10 protein-coding genes and 1 pseudogene are annotated in these 17,360 nt (G+C 56.3%); 1 reads left to right on the top strand and 10 read right to left on the bottom strand.

Annotated features, from left to right (window positions below; all coding sequences use genetic code 11):
• The first annotated feature begins 359 nt into the window (after nucleotides 1-359).
• The gene (locus ABOC32_RS25330; protein WP_426809319.1) at nucleotides 360-1,430 is read left to right on the top strand and encodes a DUF6270 domain-containing protein; all 1,071 of its coding nucleotides are present in this window, start codon (nucleotides 360-362) and stop codon (nucleotides 1,428-1,430) included.
• Nucleotides 1,431-1,568: 138 nt separating this feature from the next.
• On the opposite strand, the pseudogene ABOC32_RS25325 reads toward ABOC32_RS25330, so the two are convergent.
• The 10 genes and pseudogenes from ABOC32_RS25325 to ABOC32_RS25280 all read right to left on the bottom strand — a co-directional run bounded on the left by ABOC32_RS25325 (nucleotide 1,569) and on the right by ABOC32_RS25280 (nucleotide 17,341).
• Nucleotides 1,569-2,401 (bottom strand): annotated as a pseudogene (locus ABOC32_RS25325) (IS5 family transposase).
• A 94-nt stretch (nucleotides 2,402-2,495) separates the two neighbouring features.
• Nucleotides 2,496-3,608, bottom strand: coding sequence for an acyltransferase family protein (locus ABOC32_RS25320; protein ID WP_426809318.1), 1,113 nt, complete (start codon nucleotides 3,606-3,608; stop codon nucleotides 2,496-2,498).
• Nucleotides 3,609-3,766: 158 nt separating this feature from the next.
• Nucleotides 3,767-4,315, bottom strand: a complete 549-nt coding sequence (rfbC, locus tag ABOC32_RS25315) for a dTDP-4-dehydrorhamnose 3,5-epimerase (RefSeq protein WP_426809317.1) — start codon at nucleotides 4,313-4,315, stop codon at nucleotides 3,767-3,769.
• The gene (gene rfbA, locus ABOC32_RS25310) at nucleotides 4,315-5,196 is read right to left on the bottom strand and encodes a glucose-1-phosphate thymidylyltransferase RfbA (RefSeq protein ID WP_426809316.1); all 882 of its coding nucleotides are present in this window, start codon (nucleotides 5,194-5,196) and stop codon (nucleotides 4,315-4,317) included. The genes rfbC and rfbA overlap by 1 nt, the downstream gene beginning before the upstream one ends.
• Nucleotides 5,197-5,205: 9 nt before the next feature.
• A complete protein-coding gene (gene rfbD / locus ABOC32_RS25305; protein WP_426809315.1) occupies nucleotides 5,206-6,111 on the bottom strand; it encodes a dTDP-4-dehydrorhamnose reductase in 906 nt (301 codons plus the stop codon).
• Nucleotides 6,108-7,208 carry a dTDP-glucose 4,6-dehydratase gene (gene rfbB / locus ABOC32_RS25300; protein WP_426809314.1) on the bottom strand — a complete coding sequence of 367 codons (1,101 nt, stop codon included), beginning with the start codon at nucleotides 7,206-7,208 and terminating at the stop codon, nucleotides 6,108-6,110. Before rfbB ends, rfbD begins: the two co-directional genes overlap by 4 nt.
• On the bottom strand, nucleotides 7,205-10,546 hold the full coding sequence (locus ABOC32_RS25295; RefSeq protein ID WP_426809313.1) for a glycosyltransferase: 3,342 nt from the start codon (nucleotides 10,544-10,546) through the stop codon (nucleotides 7,205-7,207). Before ABOC32_RS25295 ends, rfbB begins: the two co-directional genes overlap by 4 nt.
• The gene (locus ABOC32_RS25290) at nucleotides 10,539-11,918 is read right to left on the bottom strand and encodes a hypothetical protein (RefSeq protein ID WP_426809312.1); all 1,380 of its coding nucleotides are present in this window, start codon (nucleotides 11,916-11,918) and stop codon (nucleotides 10,539-10,541) included. Before ABOC32_RS25290 ends, ABOC32_RS25295 begins: the two co-directional genes overlap by 8 nt.
• Before the next feature lie 40 nt (nucleotides 11,919-11,958).
• Nucleotides 11,959-13,125 carry a nucleotide sugar dehydrogenase gene (locus ABOC32_RS25285; RefSeq protein ID WP_426809311.1) on the bottom strand — a complete coding sequence of 389 codons (1,167 nt, stop codon included), beginning with the start codon at nucleotides 13,123-13,125 and terminating at the stop codon, nucleotides 11,959-11,961.
• A 163-nt stretch (nucleotides 13,126-13,288) separates the two neighbouring features.
• Entirely contained in the window at nucleotides 13,289-17,341 is a 4,053-nt protein-coding gene (locus tag ABOC32_RS25280) for a glycosyltransferase (RefSeq protein WP_426809310.1), read from the bottom strand.
• Nucleotides 17,342-17,360 lie beyond the last annotated feature (19 nt).

The raw sequence follows: 17,360 nt of genomic DNA, 5'->3' as shown, positions 1-17,360 counted from the left end.
GACGCAATTCATTCTAAGAAGCGCTATGGAAATTTAGTCATCGATGGGGAAAACGGTCCGTGCGATTTGGTGCTGCAAGTGGGTGTGCCAGAGCATGAGCTGAACCATCGCAGATCGGCTGTTCACCCATCAAGAAAGCTAGTTGATTCAAGAAGCTGTCCCAAGGAGCAGCCGATAGGGTGCTCGTTATGAGGAGGTGCTTGCGCTTGAGTATGCCCATCTCCACAGCCTCTTGGAGTGTTAAGAGGCCGGCGCGCCCAGGTAGGTGGCTGAACGTGGGGTTTTGAGTTAGGATACTAATCTTAATTCCTCGCTGCTTATGCTTAAGCGAGAGGATGGCTTATCGATGGAATGACGCAATGACAAATGTATTCATCTATGGCAGCTGTGTTACGAGAGATATTTTCAACCTCTCTGAAAGTCGTGGTTTTAAAGTCCATGAATATTATGCTAGATCGTCCATGGCATCATTGTGTAGCCGTCCATTCTCAGATGAGACAATGCTGGAAAAAATCACGTCGCCTTTCCAGAGGCGAATGGTTGAAAGAGACTTCAAAAAAGATCTGATCTTGGCTGCAGAGGCACTTCAAGGATCTGATCTTGTAATTATTGATCTTATTGATGAGCGATTTGATCTGATTGAGCTGCCTGATGGTAGAGTGTTCACCAATTCTGGAATAATTGGTGAGCATAAGCTGTTAGAGGATTCTTCATTTTCGGGTTATAGGGTTATCAAGAATGGTTCGCCCGAGCACAAAGATATGTGGCTGCAAGGGATGTATGCTTTTATTAAATTTGTTCGTGAAAATGGAAAGATTGACTGTACCTATGTAAACAAAGCTTACTGGGCTGCCAAGTTCGATGGCGATACATCTACAAAATACCCCTATGGCTCTGGCTTGGTGTCTGAAGCTAATAAAAGTTTAGATTGGATGTATGAGCATCTTCAGAAGTTTATCGATAAATCCAGATTTTTTGAACTGTCTAGTGCTTTGTTTGTGGCTGACGAAAAGCATCGGTGGGGCATATCGCCTTTTCATTTCTCTGAGAGGTATTATAGGGTAGCTCTTTCTCAGATGATAAAGGCTAGATTTGAGTGGTTCAGCAGAAATATTAATTCAATGGCGAGCGTACGCGTTCAGTCTCCACTTGTTTCATTTGGGTTGACTCTTTCTGTATCGGCCAAGTTTGTCGGCAATGAAGTAGTGTCGGTTTGCTCCCTAATGCTTGGGCCTAGCGAGTGCGACGAGACAAGCTTCGCCTTTTATTTGATGGTTGATGGCGTGCGGCAGGCAATGCGTTGGTATGAGCCTGCATGCAGAGCAGTCTTTCCTGTTTCTGCGGAGGTTGAGATAGTCGAAGTTGTTGTGTTTTATAGAGATGTTCTTGGTGAGGTGATTCGTTCTACCGCTGTTGTAGAACGAGCTTGATTCGCTTGGCCGGTCCGGGCTTCGAATGAAATGTAGCTGTTTGATGTCGAACTTAGAATCCTGATAGATCCCGCCAAGTGCGGGATTTTTTCGCCTATAGAAAACATGGCAAGATTTATTGAAGCCAAGTCCCGCGCGCTATGCTCTGTACGAAAAAGCTGTCGCATAAAATCGCATGGAACAGGCTAGTGAAGCCATGGCGGCGTAGTTTTTGCGAGCTTATCAAAGCGTGTCACGGTCCACCGGTTCTCTTTCAGCCAGCCAAATTGCACTCGATGGTGCTGCGCTGTCGGTACATGGGCCGATCAAACATTCCGGGTAAGCCAGGATTGGGTTTGCGCTTCATCGAGCGCAGCGGGATGACGTATTGCATTCGATACTGACGCAGTAACGGCGCAGCGCTATGGCGTCGTAGCCTTAGTCGGAAAGCCAGCATTCACAGCGTTAGCGCGGACGGCCAGGTTGGCTGAATGGAGTGCTAACGTCGTTCATTATGGGTTATGCGTAGCTGATGTGACTGGCTTGTCCACTAGGGAGAAGGCAGCTCAACGGTGTTCCGCTGACGTCGCATAGCATGTGTATTTTGGTAGTCAGGCCACCACGACTACGGGCTAGAGCGTGATCGACAGGCTCCCTTTTTTCGGCGCAAGAAGAGCGTCGGGTTGCGCGGCTGAGTCGATCATCCAGCTTTGCAAATCTATCCGGCCTTGCTTTTTCTTCTTAGGTACAAGCGCTTGAGCATATGATCGATTGTCCCGTGGTTTCGCCAGCCCGAAATCTTTGGTAGACCCTAGACCACGGGCCAAAAAGGTCCGGCATATCTCGCCACGCAGACCCCGAGTAGAGCACTCAGAGGACCCCACCGAGCATCAACTGGTCGCTCAGGCGGGGCCGCCCCCGGGATGGGTTTCGGTAAAGAAATCAGCAGCCACAGTCCCGGCCTCATCCGAGAGCTCGTAACGCTTTGCCATCACAGAATTTCTTACCGTAGCTGTCTGGAGACTCTGCAAAGATTCAGGTTGAGGGGGCGCGATTGGTTTCTTGGGATTTCTTACAGAGCCAAAGTTACGCCGATGCCTGTGTGCCCGATTGTCTGGGGTTTGCCAATCGGCTACGGCGCAGATATCGCTGAACCGGGCGTTCAAACCATCGATGGCAGGCCAGGCTGAGGGGAATGAGCACTGCAAAGAATGCCAGCATCAGCCCTGGGCTGTAGAAGTGTTCGCGCCCGTAACCCAGGCTATCCAGCGCCAGTGCAAACGCGATTTGCAACGGAAAATGCAGGAGGTAGGAGGCGTAGCTGATGTCCCCAACCCAGGCAGTGCTGCGCAACAGCCCTGGCCAGTGCAGGCCGGCAGCGGCCAGCGCAGCCAGGGTTGCAGGGAAGCACAGGCATATGACCAAGGTAGGGTTTATCGCTTCGTATAGCCCTATTTGCGCGCCCCAACTCGCTGACGCAATGCAGCAGGCAGCGAGAAACGCCGGGCCGGAGCCTAGCCATTTTCGTAACTCGCAAAGTACGCCATAAGCGAGCCAGCCAGCAAAAAAGCATAACAACCCGCTACCGATTTTGTAGTTGTCGGGGTACAGCATCAGGCCTGCGGCAAAAGCGATGGCGGTAAGTAACCAGCGCCAACGGCCGGCCAGACAGATGACGAAAAACAAGGTGTAGAGCAGCACCTCGACCGAGACCGACCAGATTGGCGCGTTGAACGACCACCCCCGTTCAAACCCCCAGGCGGGCACCAGCAAAAGATTCAGCAATGCGTGATAGGCATCGTTGAAAGGGTAAACAAAAAAGCCAGTATGGCTGTTGAAGTAGACAAACTGCAGCGCGGCTACTGCGGCCAATGTCAGCAAGTGCAGCGGGTATAGACGGCTGAAACGGTCGACCGTAAAGGTGCGCACGTTGACCCTGCCCGTGGCCACGCCTTGCGCGAACAACCAGAAGAATACAAACCCGGAAATGGAGAAAAACAGCTGCACCGCGAGGCCGCCATGCTGATACAACGGCGCAAGCGTGGTATAGAACGGTTGGCGCGTGGGCTCGAAACCTGACGGGCTGTTACCTACATAGAAAAAATGTTGCCAATGCCAGAACACCACGCAGAGCGCTGCGATACCCCGTAAAGTGTCCAGGATATAGAGCCGTTCGGCTGGGGGGGATGTGGCAGACATTGGCGTGGTCGCTGGTCGTAAAAAAGCGAAATGCTCCACCTGTTGCTGCGCCCTGTCAACGTAAAGCGGCCACTCATCCCATAGGGCCCACCGCCTTTACCCAGCGTAGCCACTGACGGAAACGATGGAGGCGAGGCCATGCAGCCTCGCCCATCTCATCAATCGAAACAGTCGGCGTCGGCTAGCGCGACTCCAAGCTGGTCTTTCCCTGACAGGCTTGGTGTGAAGTCGATAGGCCATTCGATGCCGATGGCCGGGTCATCCCAGGCAATGCAGCGCTCGTACTGCGGCGAGTAGAAGTCGGTTGTCTTGTACAGGAACTCCGCCGTGTCGCTCAGTGTGACGAAACCGTGAGCGAAGCCGGCAGGTATCCACAGCTGGCGCTTGTTTTCGGCCGAAAGCACTGCGCCTACCCATTTGCCGAAGGTGGGGGAGGCACGGCGAATGTCTACCGCTACGTCGAATACCTCGCCTTGTACGACACGGACCAGTTTACCTTGGGCATGGGAAGGGAGCTGGTAATGCAAGCCCCTTAGCACCCCCTTTGTCGAACGGGAGTGATTGTCCTGGACGAAGTCGGCTTGCAGGCCAGCCACTTCATTGAAGACGCGGGCGTTGAAGCTTTCGTAGAAGAAGCCACGGTCGTCGCCGAACACCTTTGGGGTAAGCAGCAGCACATCGGGGATGGCAAGAGGTTCGGCCAGCATTAGAAAACCTTGACTTGAAGAAGATTACGCAAGTACTGCCCGTAGCCGTTTTTCAACAGCGGTTGCGCCAACCGTTCTACTTGCTCGGCATCAATCCATCCTGCGCGATAGGCGATTTCTTCAGGGCAGGCAATTTTCAGGCCCTGGCGACGCTCCATGGTGGCGATATATTGGCTTGCATCAAGCAGGCTGTCGTGAGTCCCCGTGTCCAACCATGCGTAGCCGCGGCCCATGATTTCAACTTGCAGCTGATCTTGCTGCAAGTACAAGTTGTTCAGGTCGGTAATCTCAAGTTCCCCTCGGGCGGAAGGCTTGAGTTGCCGGGCAAGGTTGACGACCTGATTGTCGTAGAAATACAGCCCGGTGACGGCATAGCTCGACTTGGGTGCTTTGGGCTTTTCTTCGATTGAAAGGACGCGACCGGTGCTGTCGAACTCTGCGACACCGTAACGCTCGGGGTCATGCACGTGGTAGGCGAATACCGACGCCCCGTCCTGACGGCTGTCTGCATTCAACAGCAGAGCCTGGAAGTCGTGGCCGTAGAAGATGTTGTCACCCAGAACCAGGGCGCAACTGTCGTTGCCAATGAAGTCGGCGCCGATGGTGAACGCCTGGGCAAGGCCGTCCGGGCTTGGTTGTACCGCGTAGGTAAGGTTCAGGCCCCATTGGCCGCCGTCACCCAGCAGCTGCTCGAAACGGGGTGTGTCTTGCGGGGTCGAGATAATCAGGATATCCCGGATGCCGGCCAGCAACAGCGTGCTGAGCGGGTAGTAGATCATCGGCTTGTCATATACCGGCAGCAGTTGCTTCGACACTGACAGGGTGGCGGGGTGCAGGCGAGTGCCTGAACCACCGGCGAGAATTATTCCTTTACGCGCCATTTGCAGTCCTTATCGCTGGATCTCGTCCAGCATGCGTTGCACACCGAGTTGCCAAGGTGGCATCTTGAGGTTGAAGGCTTTTTCGAGTTTATCCACATTCAAACGGGAGTTGCGTGGCCTCGCCGCCGGTAATGGATAATCTTCGGTCCGGATCGCACCAATCTGCTCAGCAGCAACTTTCAAAGGCCAGCCTTGACGACCGGCATGCTCAAGCACGAACTGCGCATAGCCATGCCAGTTCGTCTCACCTGCGGCTGCCAGGTGATAGATACCGGCAAGCTCGCGGGCATCGTCCCGGGTGAAAACCTGGCTGATGATATGAGCGGTTACATCAGCTATCAGCTCCGCCCCGGTGGGTGCGCCAAACTGATCGGCGACAACATTCAATGCCTCGCGCTCCGTAGCCAGTCGCAACATGGTCTTGGCGAAGTTCTGACCGCGTGCCGCGTATACCCAGCTGGTGCGAAGAATCAGAGCGCGAGCACCGCTAGCCAGTACAGCTGCTTCCCCGTCACGTTTGGTGCGACCGTAAACCGAAAGTGGGTGGGTTGCTGCGTCTTCCGGCCAGGGTAATGACCCGCTGCCATCGAACACATAATCGGTGGAGTAGTGGATCAGCCAGGCGCCGATAGCCGCTGCCTGCTGTGCCAGTACCCCAGGCGCGTCGGCGTTGATGCGCCTGGCCAGTTGCGCCTCTTTTTCTGCGCCGTCAACCGCGGTGTAGGCGGCTGCGTTAACGATGATGTCCGGCTTCAATGCCCGTATCGTGGCCGCGATGGCGTGCAGGTCTGTGAGGTCGCCGCACAAGCCCGCACAACCTTTGCGGTCCAACGCCGTTACATGACCAAGCGGTGCGAGTGAGCGTTGCAGCTCCCAGCCCACCTGGCCATTTTTACCCAATAGCAGAATTTTCAAGATTTAACAGAACCGTATTGCTGCGCTACCCAGTCACGGTAGCTGCCATCGATGACGCCAGCTACCCATTGCTGGTTGTCCAGATACCACTGCACAGTCTTGCGGATACCCGTGTCGAATGTTTCAGCGGGCCGCCAGCCAAGTGCGCGCTCGATCTTGCGTGCATCGATGGCGTAGCGGCGGTCGTGGCCGGGGCGGTCTGTGACATAGGTGATCAGCTCTGCATACTGCTTGACTGGTTCACCGGTCTTCACGTTGATGACCTCTCGCTGGCTGGCAGGCGCCATTTCGTCGAGCAATGTGCACAGTGTGCGCACGATGTCGATGTTGGCTTTTTCGTTCCAGCCGCCGATGTTGTAGGTTTCCCCGCAGGCACCGGCTTCCAGCACGCGGCGGATACCGGCGCAGTGATCTTCGACGTAGAGCCAGTCGCGAATCTGCTGGCCATCCCCATACACGGGCAACGCCTTGCCGGCCAGGGCATTGACGATCATCAGCGGAATCAACTTTTCCGGGAAGTGGAACGGCCCGTAGTTGTTCGAGCAGTTGGTGGTCAGTACTGGCATGCCATAGGTATGGAAGTACGAACGCACCAGATGATCGCTGGCGGCCTTGCTAGCCGAATAGGGGCTGTTCGGGGCATATGCCGTGGCCTCGGTGAACGCCGGGTCGTCGCTACCCAGCGTGCCATAGACCTCATCGGTAGACACATGCAGGAAGCGAAAGCCTGCCTTGACTTCCCCCTCCAGCTGGTGCCAGTAGGCGCGGGCCGCTTCCAGCAAGCGGAAGGTGCCAACCACGTTGGTTTCAACGAATGCTGCGGGGCCTGCGATGGACCGGTCAACGTGGGACTCGGCGGCAAAGTGCACCACTGCGCGTGGGCGATGCTCGGCAAACAGCCGTGCAAGCAGGTCGGCGTCGCAGATGTTGCCTTGTATGAACCGATGCTGCTGGTTGCCTTGCAGCGACTGCAGGTTGGCCAGGTTGCCAGCATAGGTCAGGGCATCGAGGTTCAGCACCTCTTCGCCACTTTTCGCACACCATTGCAGCACGAAGTTGGAGCCGATGAAGCCGGCTCCGCCTGTGACTAGAATCATGTCAAATCCTCTGTCTGCAGCAGGGGATAATCAAGTATCGACGTATAGGCCGCGCCCAACTGCTTGCTCAAACGCTTCAAGTTGTACTGCTTGGCACGTTTTCGCCCGGCAGCCCCCAGCGTGCGAATTTTTTTCGGGTTACGGCAGAGCTGACGCAACCTGTTGGCGATCGCCTTGGTGTCACCGTGTTCGAAGGTGTGGCCATTGACGCCTTCATCAACCAATTCGGGCAGTGCCCCCCAGCGGTAAGCCAGTACTGGGCGGCTGGCGGCCATGCCTTCGAGCAGCGTACGGCCAAAGGTTTCCTGGCAGTGCGACAGGTTGAGCACAATGTTAGCTTGAGAAATGGCAGTTTGCGGGCTGGTTGCGTAAGGCAACAGGCTGAAGTTGGCCGGCAGTTGGCCACGCGCTTCCAGTGTTCTCAGGGCGGAGACACTTGGGGTATTTGGCCCAATCAGCAACAACTGAAGGTTAGGCGTGTCTCTTGCGGTATCGCAGGCCAGCTGCAGCAGGTCCTGGATACCTTTTTTCGGCAAGTTGCTGCTGATCAATGCGGCCGTTACACGCTTGTTGTCAATGACGTTAGGCAGGTCGAATGCTTTCAGGTCAATGATGTTGCTGACCACGTGGGTGGCCCCGGGCTTGGCCAGATGCTGCGCAGTAAAGGCTGAGTTGGCCAGTACATGATCGGCGCGTTCCAGGGCTTGTTCCACAATCTGCGGCGCAGCCAGGCCGATCGCGGCGCAGAGTGCCGGGTCATGGGCCGGGGACTCGTGTGCATGCAGCACTGCCGGTACGTTTTCGTTGCGCGCAGCCAGCAATGGCTCGCGCAGCATCAGCGTGTTGGCCTGGACCAACGCTACCGAATGCTCGCGGATCAGCGTGCGGAAACGTTCCACGGCCAGCGGGCATGGCGCTGTGCTGGCTGCCCATGGCCGGGTTGGAATGCAGGCGACGAACAGCGAGCGGGCACGCAATTCATCGATATAGGCCATGTTGACAACGCTTGGCACACTGACCAGCACATTGAGTTGCAGGGCGTTGCAGGCATCGAGTACATCCAGCAGGCTGCGTTCGGCACCAAACAGTTGCACATTGGCCGCATGGGCGCAGAGCAACACGGTTGGCCGACCCGCTCGGCTCGGCTGGCTACCCGTGAAAGTAGGGTGGGTAGGGTTGTAACCGGCCTGGCGACCGACCTGTTGGTAATGCACCAGCGGCGGCAGGCCACTGTCGCGAGCCTCTATGCATTGCTCCAGATACCAGGCTGTATTGAAGTCGGGGCCCGGCTCGCGGCCTTCGGCAAAACCGTTGGCAACATAGTGTTCCCAGGGGCTGATGCCAGCTTCTGCCACATCGGGGTAACGTTGCAGGTACCAGGCTGCGTCGAACAAGGCGGGTAGCCCTGTGCCGTTATCTTGCGCCGGAGCCGGCTGGGGCGCCTCGGGTTCCGCCAAGGCAGGGGCAGGAGCAGAGGCGCGGTGCTCGGCTACCGGGTGCTGCCCTTCGCTTGGCGCAAGGGCCAGGGCTGCTGGTGCAATTGCCAACTGCTTGGCTTCACGCACGGAGTCCACTACCTGGCAGCTTTGCAAGCCTTGAATGACCGGTACTTGATCCAGTGGGCAGGCGAGCAGATGACGCCCTACCAGCACCACACGCCGGGCATCCAGTGGCTGCTCGGCCAGGACGATGTCCACCGCACCGAGGACGGCCTTGCGAAGTATGTCGGTGCCCACCGGGCCGGGGCGCTGATAGTCTGGCCAATGCAGCAAGGCAACACGTTCACCTTGCCCTTGCAACCTGTCCAGTATCAGGCGCAAGGGCTTGGCGCTGCGCGCTGTTTCGCCAAGGTCGCTGATCAACAACCAGTCGTAGCTGGCTTGGGCAGATGACGTACGCAGCATCGGTGCGGGTGCCGGGAAGGCGCGTTCACCAACGCTTTCAGGCAAGCGCAGGTCAGCCGCATCTTCTGCCATGGCATGCCAGGTATCGGCCAGAGCGCTGTACAGCTGGCGCAGGCCGAAGAACGTTGAGCGCAGATGCGTGCCGGAAGCCATGGTCAGCGACTGAGGCAGGTGACGGGCAATGACCAGCGGCACCCCTGGCAGCAGGTAAAGCAGTGCCTCGTCGCCGTGGCGACGTTGCAGGCGCTGGCGCAGCTCATGGTCGGCCGCGACACGCACCTCATCCCAGCCGCCCAGTTCGCGCACGGCATCGCAGCGCATCATGATGGTGGATACGCTCGGTTCGATCAGGCTGTTTTCCATGCGCCAGCATTGGAAGTGCAGCTCGGTATCGGCCCTGACCCACTCAGCCAGGGTGCCGACCAGGCCCGGGTTCTGCAGCAACGGAGTGGCCATGAGCTCCAGGCGCTGAGGGTGGGACCAGTCGTCGCTGTCGTGGTTGACCACGAAGGTGCCGGTGGCGTGTTTCAACGCTGTATTGCGCGCCGCGTAAGCACCGCGGTTTACCGGTTGCTGAAGCAGCACAATGCGTGCGTCTTCGCGGGCCAGTTCAGAAACACGCGCAACCGTGGCATCGCTGCTGCAGTCATCGACCACCAGGATTTCCAGGTTGCTCCAGCTTTGAGCCAGCAGGCTGCGCAGGGCCGTTTCAATGAATGCCTCGGCGTTGAACGCCGGCATGATCACGCTGATCTTGGGCTGGGCCTGGGGCGCAACCTTCGCCGCAGACGCGGCCTGAAGGTTATCCAGGGTCAGCGCAGCTGCGGGGTTGCGCAGGGCAACCGGTGCCAGGTCGGCAGCGGCAAGCGCACGGTTAAGCCAGAACAGGCGCAGCGCGGCTGGCGGCTGATGCTGGGTGCCCTTGGTGGCCAGCGACACATTGGCCGCTGCCAGGCACAAGTCGGCTTGCAGGCCTTTTGCTGCGATGGCCTCGGCGATGCAGGCCTGCGCAAGCGACTGCTGGCCATTGCGCAGCAGCACCTCGGCCCTTAGCAATATCGGGCCAAGGGTGCCGATGTAAGGTGGCAGGGGCTGCGCGAGGGCGTCGATGTATGGCAGTGCGCTCGACCATTGCGAGGCACTGGCATGCCAGCGGGCCAGGGCCCAGGAAGCGTAGGCATGCTCTTCACGGTCCTCGGTGTGTGCCTGCAGGGCACTGAGCTCGGGCAACGCCAGCCCGCTGAAACCGCCCCACAGGGCCGACTCCAGGCGATAGGCCTGCAGGTACCGGGGCAAGCGGCCCTCAGCGGCACCATGCTGCTCGTAGTGCTGTTGCGGGTCTGCACCTGCAGCCGCTACATCCGGATAAGTCGCTACGTACCACTGGGGGTCGACCACGCTGTTGTACGGGCTTGCCGCCTGGGGCTTAGACATTGGCAGCCACCCGGCTGATCACTTTACGGGCACGGTGCAGCGTATGGTTGGATTGGTCCATCGCCGCGAGAATTTCGCGATTGGCCAGGTAGTAGTTTTCCAGCTCTTCCTGCACCAGGTGCAGTTGCGAGAGCAACAGCTCGTTCTCTTCACCCAGCGCCTGGGCATTGGCGGTAGCGCCGGCCAGGTCAACGCCGGACTGCTGTTGCGCGGCAAGGGTCTGGTCCAGCTCTTTCTTCAGCCTGGCATACTTGTCGTTGAAACCCTGGCTTTCCAGGTGGCGCTTTTCCAGCTCTTCCTGCACTTCGTGCAACTGGGCCAGCAGGAGCTCGCTTTCTTCCTTGTAGCGTTGGGCAACGCTATTGTCGGCATGCACTTGTTGGGCTTTTTGTTGTGTTGCGCGAGCCTGCGCTGCTTCCAGCTTCAGGGCTGCGACTTGTTGTTCGAGTACCAGGCCGGCCTGATGGCGCTTTTCCAGCTCTGCCTGCACGTCATGCAGTTGAGCCAGCAGCAGCTGGTTTTCCTCAACCAATGGCTTGGACCCTGCGCCGGCGGCGCTTATGGCCTGGGTGGCCAGCTGCTTGTCCGCCAGTGCCTGGGCCAGTTGTTGCTGCAGGTTGCTGTGCTGGTCCTTGAGAAGCTGGCTTTCTGCTTCGCGATCCGCCAGCGCTTGCTGGGCGCGGTGCAACTGCGACAGCACCTGCTCGCGCTCATCGTGGCGGCTTTGCTGGGCGTTGCGCGCTTGCTCGGTTTCACGACGCAGGCTGGTGATGGACCTTTCCCGCTCATGCAGCTGCAGTTGAGCGTTGGGCAATTGCCGGCCGGCATGGATCAGGTCCAGCAGTTCGATCAGCCCTGTTGTGGTTGGCAGTGGGCGATTGGAGCGGAACTCCGGTTCACCGTTTGGCAGCCATGATGCAGCTTCCAACGCTTCGTAAAGGGTCCAGCTTTCGGGGGCCATCTGCTCGAAGACGCCGGCCAGCGTGGCGGCCAACGGGTCGGCAAACAGCTGCACGGGTTGGTCGTTGTAAGCCAGGCCCAGGCGCTCGAACAACGCCTGCGGCGTCACCCTGTCGATGTTCACCAGAATCAAGCGTTGACGCAGCGTGCGGCGCAGTTGCAGCACTGCGCGTTGCTCGGCCTGCCACTGGTGCAGTGCCGCCGCGACATCGACGGTGGCACCGTCGGCCAACCAGGACCAAGGTGCGCGGTACAACCACACGCGCTGGTGTGCCCCCGAAGCGTGGCTGAAATCGACGCCAGCCATGAACTGCGCAGCGGGTTTCCACTGAATCGAAAATGCGTCGTCAAATGAGGCGCCTACATACGCGCGGCTGGCCTGTTCACTCAGGCCGGAGAGTAGGGTTTGCATCGATGTCTCCATAAAAACGGTAGCCATGTCATGGCCGCGCTCAGTCCTTGCTGTACAGGTCGCGGGTATAAATTTTGTCGAGTATATCGTTGATTTCATCGGTAAGCCGATTGGCTACAACGACATCGCAGCTGCGCTTGAACTCTTCAAGGTCTGTCAGGACCGGGGAGTTGAAAAAGGTCGCAGCCTTGAGCACCGGCTCATAGACCACCACCTCCACCCCCTTGGCCTTCAGGCGCTTCATGATGCCCTGAATGGAAGAGGTGCGGAAATTGTCCGAGCCGGCTTTCATGATCAACCGATAGATGCCCACCCGCCGCGGCTGGCGCTTGAGAATGGCCTCGGCGATGAAGTCCTTGCGGGTACGGTTGGAGTCGACGATTGCCCGAATGAGGGTTTGCGGCACGTCGCTGTAATTGGCCAGCAATTGCTTGGTGTCCTTGGGCAGGCAATAGCCGCCATAGCCGAAGGAGGGGTTGTTGTAATGGTTGCCGATCCGCGGGTCCAGCCCGACACCTTCGATGATCTGGCGGGTATCCAGGCCGTGGCTTTCGGCGTAGCTGTCCAGCTCGTTGAAATACGCTACGCGCATGGCCAGGTAGGTGTTGGCGAACAGCTTGATGGCCTCGGCTTCGGTAGCGCCGGTATGCAGTACGGGCACATCTTTCTTGATCGCGCTGTGCTGCATCAGGTCGGCGAACAGCCTGGCGCCTGCGGTGTGCCCACCGACCACGATGCGAGAGGGGTACAGGTTGTCGTAGAGCGCCTGGCCTTCACGCAGAAATTCAGGTGCAAAAATGATGTCGTCAAAACCGCACAACCGCCGCATGCGCTCGGTAAAGCCGACGGGCACCGTGGACTTGATCACCAACGTGGCCGCCTGATTCACCGCGCGCACGTCGCGGATGACCGACTCGACGGAACGGGTATCGAAGCGGCCGCTTTCCACGTCATAGTCGGTGGGTGTGGCGATGACAACGAAGGCCGCTCCGGCGTAAGCCTCTGCGGGATTGAGCGTTGCCTGCAGGTTGAGCGGCTTGTTGAGCAGGTAGTCTTCAAGCAACGGGTCCACAATCGGCGAGCGGCGCTGGTTGATGGCCTCTACCTTGGCCGGGTCGCGGTCCAGCGTTACTACTTGCCCGTGTTGAGCGAGCAGGGCGGCATTGGCAAGGCCTACGTAGCCCATGCCGACGACTGTGATTTTCATGGTCTGCGTACCCAGGCGGCGGGCCGGGGCAGGCACTGGGGCGAGGTAATGTTCATATTGTGCGTTCCCTTGCGCGCCTAGGCGTACTTAACAGCAGGTAATGAAGCGGGCCGGCTTGTCAGCCGGCCCTGCGAAATGCCGAGGCGGTGCCCTGGTGCATGGGCTATTTCAGGCAGGCATGCAATATAGGTATCAACCGTTGCAGGCGTTCGCCTGTGTCCGGCTTGGTTGCCCGTGTCGAGGCCACGGCAACCGCCTTGCTGATGGCTGCATAACCCCAGGGTTTATGGGCACGGATAAGAGCCGACTGCTGGTCGTCCGCCTGCCGGAACTCATTGTACAGGCTGGTATTGGGCGAGGGCAGTTCTTGCAGCCAGTCCTCGGGACGGGCCAACGCGACCATCGGGATGTCGCGTTGCTTACAGAATACAGACAGGTGCAGGTCTGCCATGCCCGGAGTACCGAAATGGGTAAGGTCCAGCCCGCGCAACAAGCCCGAGTGGAACGCTACGGTGCCAGTGCCCAGGTTGTTCACCAACGCATCCCGTTCCAGTTCCTTCTTGAACATGTGCACCTTGCGGAAGGACGTGAAGTAACCTTCTGCCTGCTCTGGCAGTAGTACCCCATGCACACCGATGACCGCCTGACGTTCGTAGTCTTCGATGCGACGCACCATGCTGGCAACGTAGTCAGGGGGATAGACGATGTCGTCATCTGCTGTGAAGTAGTAGCAGTCTTCCGCAAGGGCGGAAAACGCCAGGAACTTGCCGTTGTCGCGCAGACCTGGGTGGTCTTTGGACAGGTAGACCGTAACCTGGGGATGGCAATCGCGGACGAAGTCTGGGATCGAATCATAGCGGTCCAGGTATATATGCAACGCGTCTACCTGAGGCGCGAGGCTCGCGAGAACCTGGCGCAGCAAGTCGGTGCGTTCTGGGATGGAGCACAGACTGACGACCACGGGTTGGGCGGGGTTGGCGAGGCTGCTAAGCGCCGGTGGAACGGGGATCAGGTCACGAATGACCGGGAAGCGGAAGAACTCTTGGAAGCGTTCTGCGCCGAGTTCTTGGTGTAGCTGGGCAAATGCCTCTCTGGAACGTTTGCAATGCGCTACGCGATTATCGTTGATTTGCAACGCGCCAGCCTGACATGGAGTGGCTGCAATCAGTTCATCCACCAAAGCCTGGTAGACGAGCGGATGCTCGATCTCAGGAATCGAGCTTCCCTCGAATGATGCCCAGGTGTTAAGGCGCAAGTTGAATTCGTCAGCAGATGAGTTTCCGAAATAGCCAAAGTAGCCTATATGCTCAAACGTGGTACGGCTCAGAGCTGGCAGGGTATCTGATATATACTTGTCCGGCGCAGCTGCAATAACTCGGTTTGACGGAGTGAGAAGCTTTGCTCGGCCTTCCATAATTGCATTGACACCTGGCTGCAGCAGGTAGTGCATACTTAGACAAATACGTTCTGGATGAGATAGCTCATTGCCACTCTGGAAGAACAAAAAATCGCCACGAGCCTTCTGTAGGGCTAGGTTTCTTGCGAAGCTTTTGCCGAGATTGGTGTTGAGGCGGTAGCAGAAAAGATGGCCAACGGTTTTCCGCAATCGATCTAGTATTTTCCATGTTTGGTCAGTGCTGGCGTTGTCTACCACGATCAACTCTAAATTTGCCCAGCTCTGGCGGAGTACTGAGTCCACCGCTTGCTCGACAAATTCGGCATCATTTTCGGTGGTCAATACGACCGATACTAACGGAGCATGCGAAGTGGCAATTTTCGGTAATTTGGGTGAAAGCTTAGCAATGGCATTGTATATCTCGTTGAGGGCAACGGATGTCTCATTGGTGTGGCCATTATTTGTGAGGCTGTCAATGCTCAGCTGCAATGAGGTTGCATGGCTGGGCTTGGCTTGCTCTGTGTGATTGCCAAGCCGTCTTTCAGCGATATCAATGCTCAGTTGGTAGAGGTGAGCCAGCCCTGGCTGCTCCAGCATAGCGTTCTTATAAAAACCTATAGCTAAATCATACTGCCCGGCTAGAAAAGCTGCTTGCGCTCGATTAGTTAGCGACACGGGAGAAGCTCCTGATCGGACGAATGTCCTGATAGAGTCTTGTTTGATTTTCTCAAGTGAGCCAACGCACTTTTCGAGCGAAAATGCAGAGGCTTCGAAAGTTCTTCCGAGTACGAGCGAGTGTATGAGTGCTGTACCGGGGCCCTGGATGCGTAGTGCAATACGCAGAAAATGACAGTTGTCAGGTAAAATTAATGAATAGGCAGCGCCGGCACTGTTGATGGTGTGACCAATCCCAGTTCGACTAGGGTTTTCAAATTCGAACAGTGTATTCAGTTCAGTGAGATTGTGCTCTGAAATCAAGCGAACTTGATTATTTTCGAAAAGATTTATATCACTGCGGCTGAACCGGTTGGCAGCATATAGCGTGGCACACTTGTTATGCTCGAGTTGCGATATTATCAGCAGAGAGTCACCCTGAAGCTCAAGGGTTACTGCTTCCGGCAATCGGGGTTTTAGCCAGTCGTAAAGTGTCTCGCCGGTGATTTGTAGTGCAGTTGCGGAAACTATTGGTTGGCGATAGTCAGCAGCGGAAAGGCGCTCCGCAATAGGCAGAATATCTTTGGCTAAAGACAGTCCACTGTTCAGCGGTAGGTCGCCAGCTGAATTAGCCAGTATCGAGGGCGGAAGCTGAGCGCCATTGTGGCAATATTGGAATTCATCAGTTGCCAGCATTGTGCTAGGCCAATCTATGACGGCGCCTTCCATATCTTGCAGATACTGATTCAGCCATCCAGTCGGTAGTTTTTTAGTTAGCATTATTGCGGAGCGTGCAAATAATCTATCGACATGGCGATATTGAAGTCCATCTTCAATGAGATCGCATCCGCCGTTTTTGGCGGAAAAAAATGATCTTTTGCCAATAGCATTGGCTTGAGTGAACTGAGTTGCAAGTGTAAGGTCGGTTAAGTAATGAGGTCCATAAAAGTCATCGCTTACGAAAGATGCCAGCCAAGAGTGCTCGCGTAATGCTGCTTGAACTGCAAATTTGTACTCAAGCGTCTCAGTGTGAATAGTGATTCTATAGCCTTGAGCCTGTGCTGGTTGGCTATCATCTTTTTTGTAAGTTCGCAGAATGAGTGAACGGCAAGGGTGCCGTTGGCGTTTAATATTTTCAATAAGGCAGCGCTCGCCCTCAGCGCTCCGTGCTATTGCTAAAATTAATACCTCTGTTTCCGCAGGTTGCCAGCGCTCTCCGTTGATCCGAGCTTTTATATACTGTAGTCGATGCGTGTAAGTATGCTCACTCAAAACCTTTCGCAGCGCCATTAGACGCTGTTTTCGATAACAGGTCTCGTCATGCCATGCTGATGAAATATTATCTTCGAGTTTAGAGGTGTCGGGGCTCGAAATAATCAAGTCGCCAAAAAATAGTTGCATCCCTTTTGAAGGGTTACTGACAACTAGGCTGTTGCTGCCCATTAGCTCATACACCCGGCGCGCGAACATGCTCTGCGACTGAGTGACAGTGTTTATGTTTACTGCGAAGCGATAGCCCTTGTAAGCTAAGTCAATTTGAGAGAACGGCAAAAAACCTTTAATTAACGGTGTGTACTCTGGAGGGAATTGTGTTTCTGATTTTTCATTCAGATGGTTTCGATCGTAAATATCTAATCGGCCAATTTTTGAGATTGAGTCTACGAGGGATCTAAACTCTTTTTGACGGTCCGGGTAACGTTGATACCAAGAGCCAGCGAAGCAAAAAGCGTTTTGTCGCTCGATTGTATTCAGGGGGTTATGGAGTTTAGGTTGAACGCCGAATGGCAGAAGGGATACACGATCATGCCCAAGCGCTTTCTTGTATCGAGGAATGCAATCGATATCAGTTGTGAAGACATGGTCGAAAAACCTTGCCAGCGCAATGAAAGTGCCAAAGTGAACAGGGTCTTCCTTATTCCAAAATACCGTTGGAATATTCAGGGATTTGCAAAGCTCTAGGCATTTCAAAATTTCCTTGCCCGGAGGTGCAAGCTTTTTTTGCCAGGCGCCATCTTGGCCTAACCAAGCCGACTCGACGAGAAGGATGTCGGGTGAAGAATTCAGTATTTGCTCTTCGAACGAATCGGGATGAAGATGCTCGGTTTCGTCGGCAGCGAGGCTGAATGCGGCACTGCTGAATGCGTCCGCCAATAGTGCAATTTTCAAGTGCAAATGGTCCTTCGGC

This window comes from Pseudomonas sp. WOUb67, from assembly GCF_050058005.1.
GTDB classification, from domain to species: Bacteria; Pseudomonadota; Gammaproteobacteria; order Pseudomonadales; family Pseudomonadaceae; genus Aquipseudomonas; species Aquipseudomonas putida_R.
The sequence above is the reverse complement of the archived record's forward strand: the minus strand, read 5'-3'. Positions and strand labels throughout refer to the sequence as shown.

Bases quoted from the DNA above. Each gene is read 5' to 3' on its own strand.
- ABOC32_RS25330 (WP_426809319.1), top strand. From the start codon at position 360: ATGACAAATGTATTCATCTATGGCAGCTGTGTTACGAGAGATATTTTC.
- ABOC32_RS25320 (WP_426809318.1), bottom strand. From the start codon at position 3,608: ATGTCTGCCACATCCCCCCCAGCCGAACGGCTCTATATCCTGGACACT.
- rfbC (WP_426809317.1), bottom strand. From the start codon at position 4,315: ATGCTGGCCGAACCTCTTGCCATCCCCGATGTGCTGCTGCTTACCCCA.
- rfbA (WP_426809316.1), bottom strand. From the start codon at position 5,196: ATGGCGCGTAAAGGAATAATTCTCGCCGGTGGTTCAGGCACTCGCCTG.
- rfbB (WP_426809314.1), bottom strand. From the start codon at position 7,208: ATGATTCTAGTCACAGGCGGAGCCGGCTTCATCGGCTCCAACTTCGTG.
- ABOC32_RS25295 (WP_426809313.1), bottom strand. From the start codon at position 10,546: ATGTCTAAGCCCCAGGCGGCAAGCCCGTACAACAGCGTGGTCGACCCC.
- ABOC32_RS25290 (WP_426809312.1), bottom strand. From the start codon at position 11,918: ATGCAAACCCTACTCTCCGGCCTGAGTGAACAGGCCAGCCGCGCGTAT.
- ABOC32_RS25285 (WP_426809311.1), bottom strand. From the start codon at position 13,125: ATGAAAATCACAGTCGTCGGCATGGGCTACGTAGGCCTTGCCAATGCC.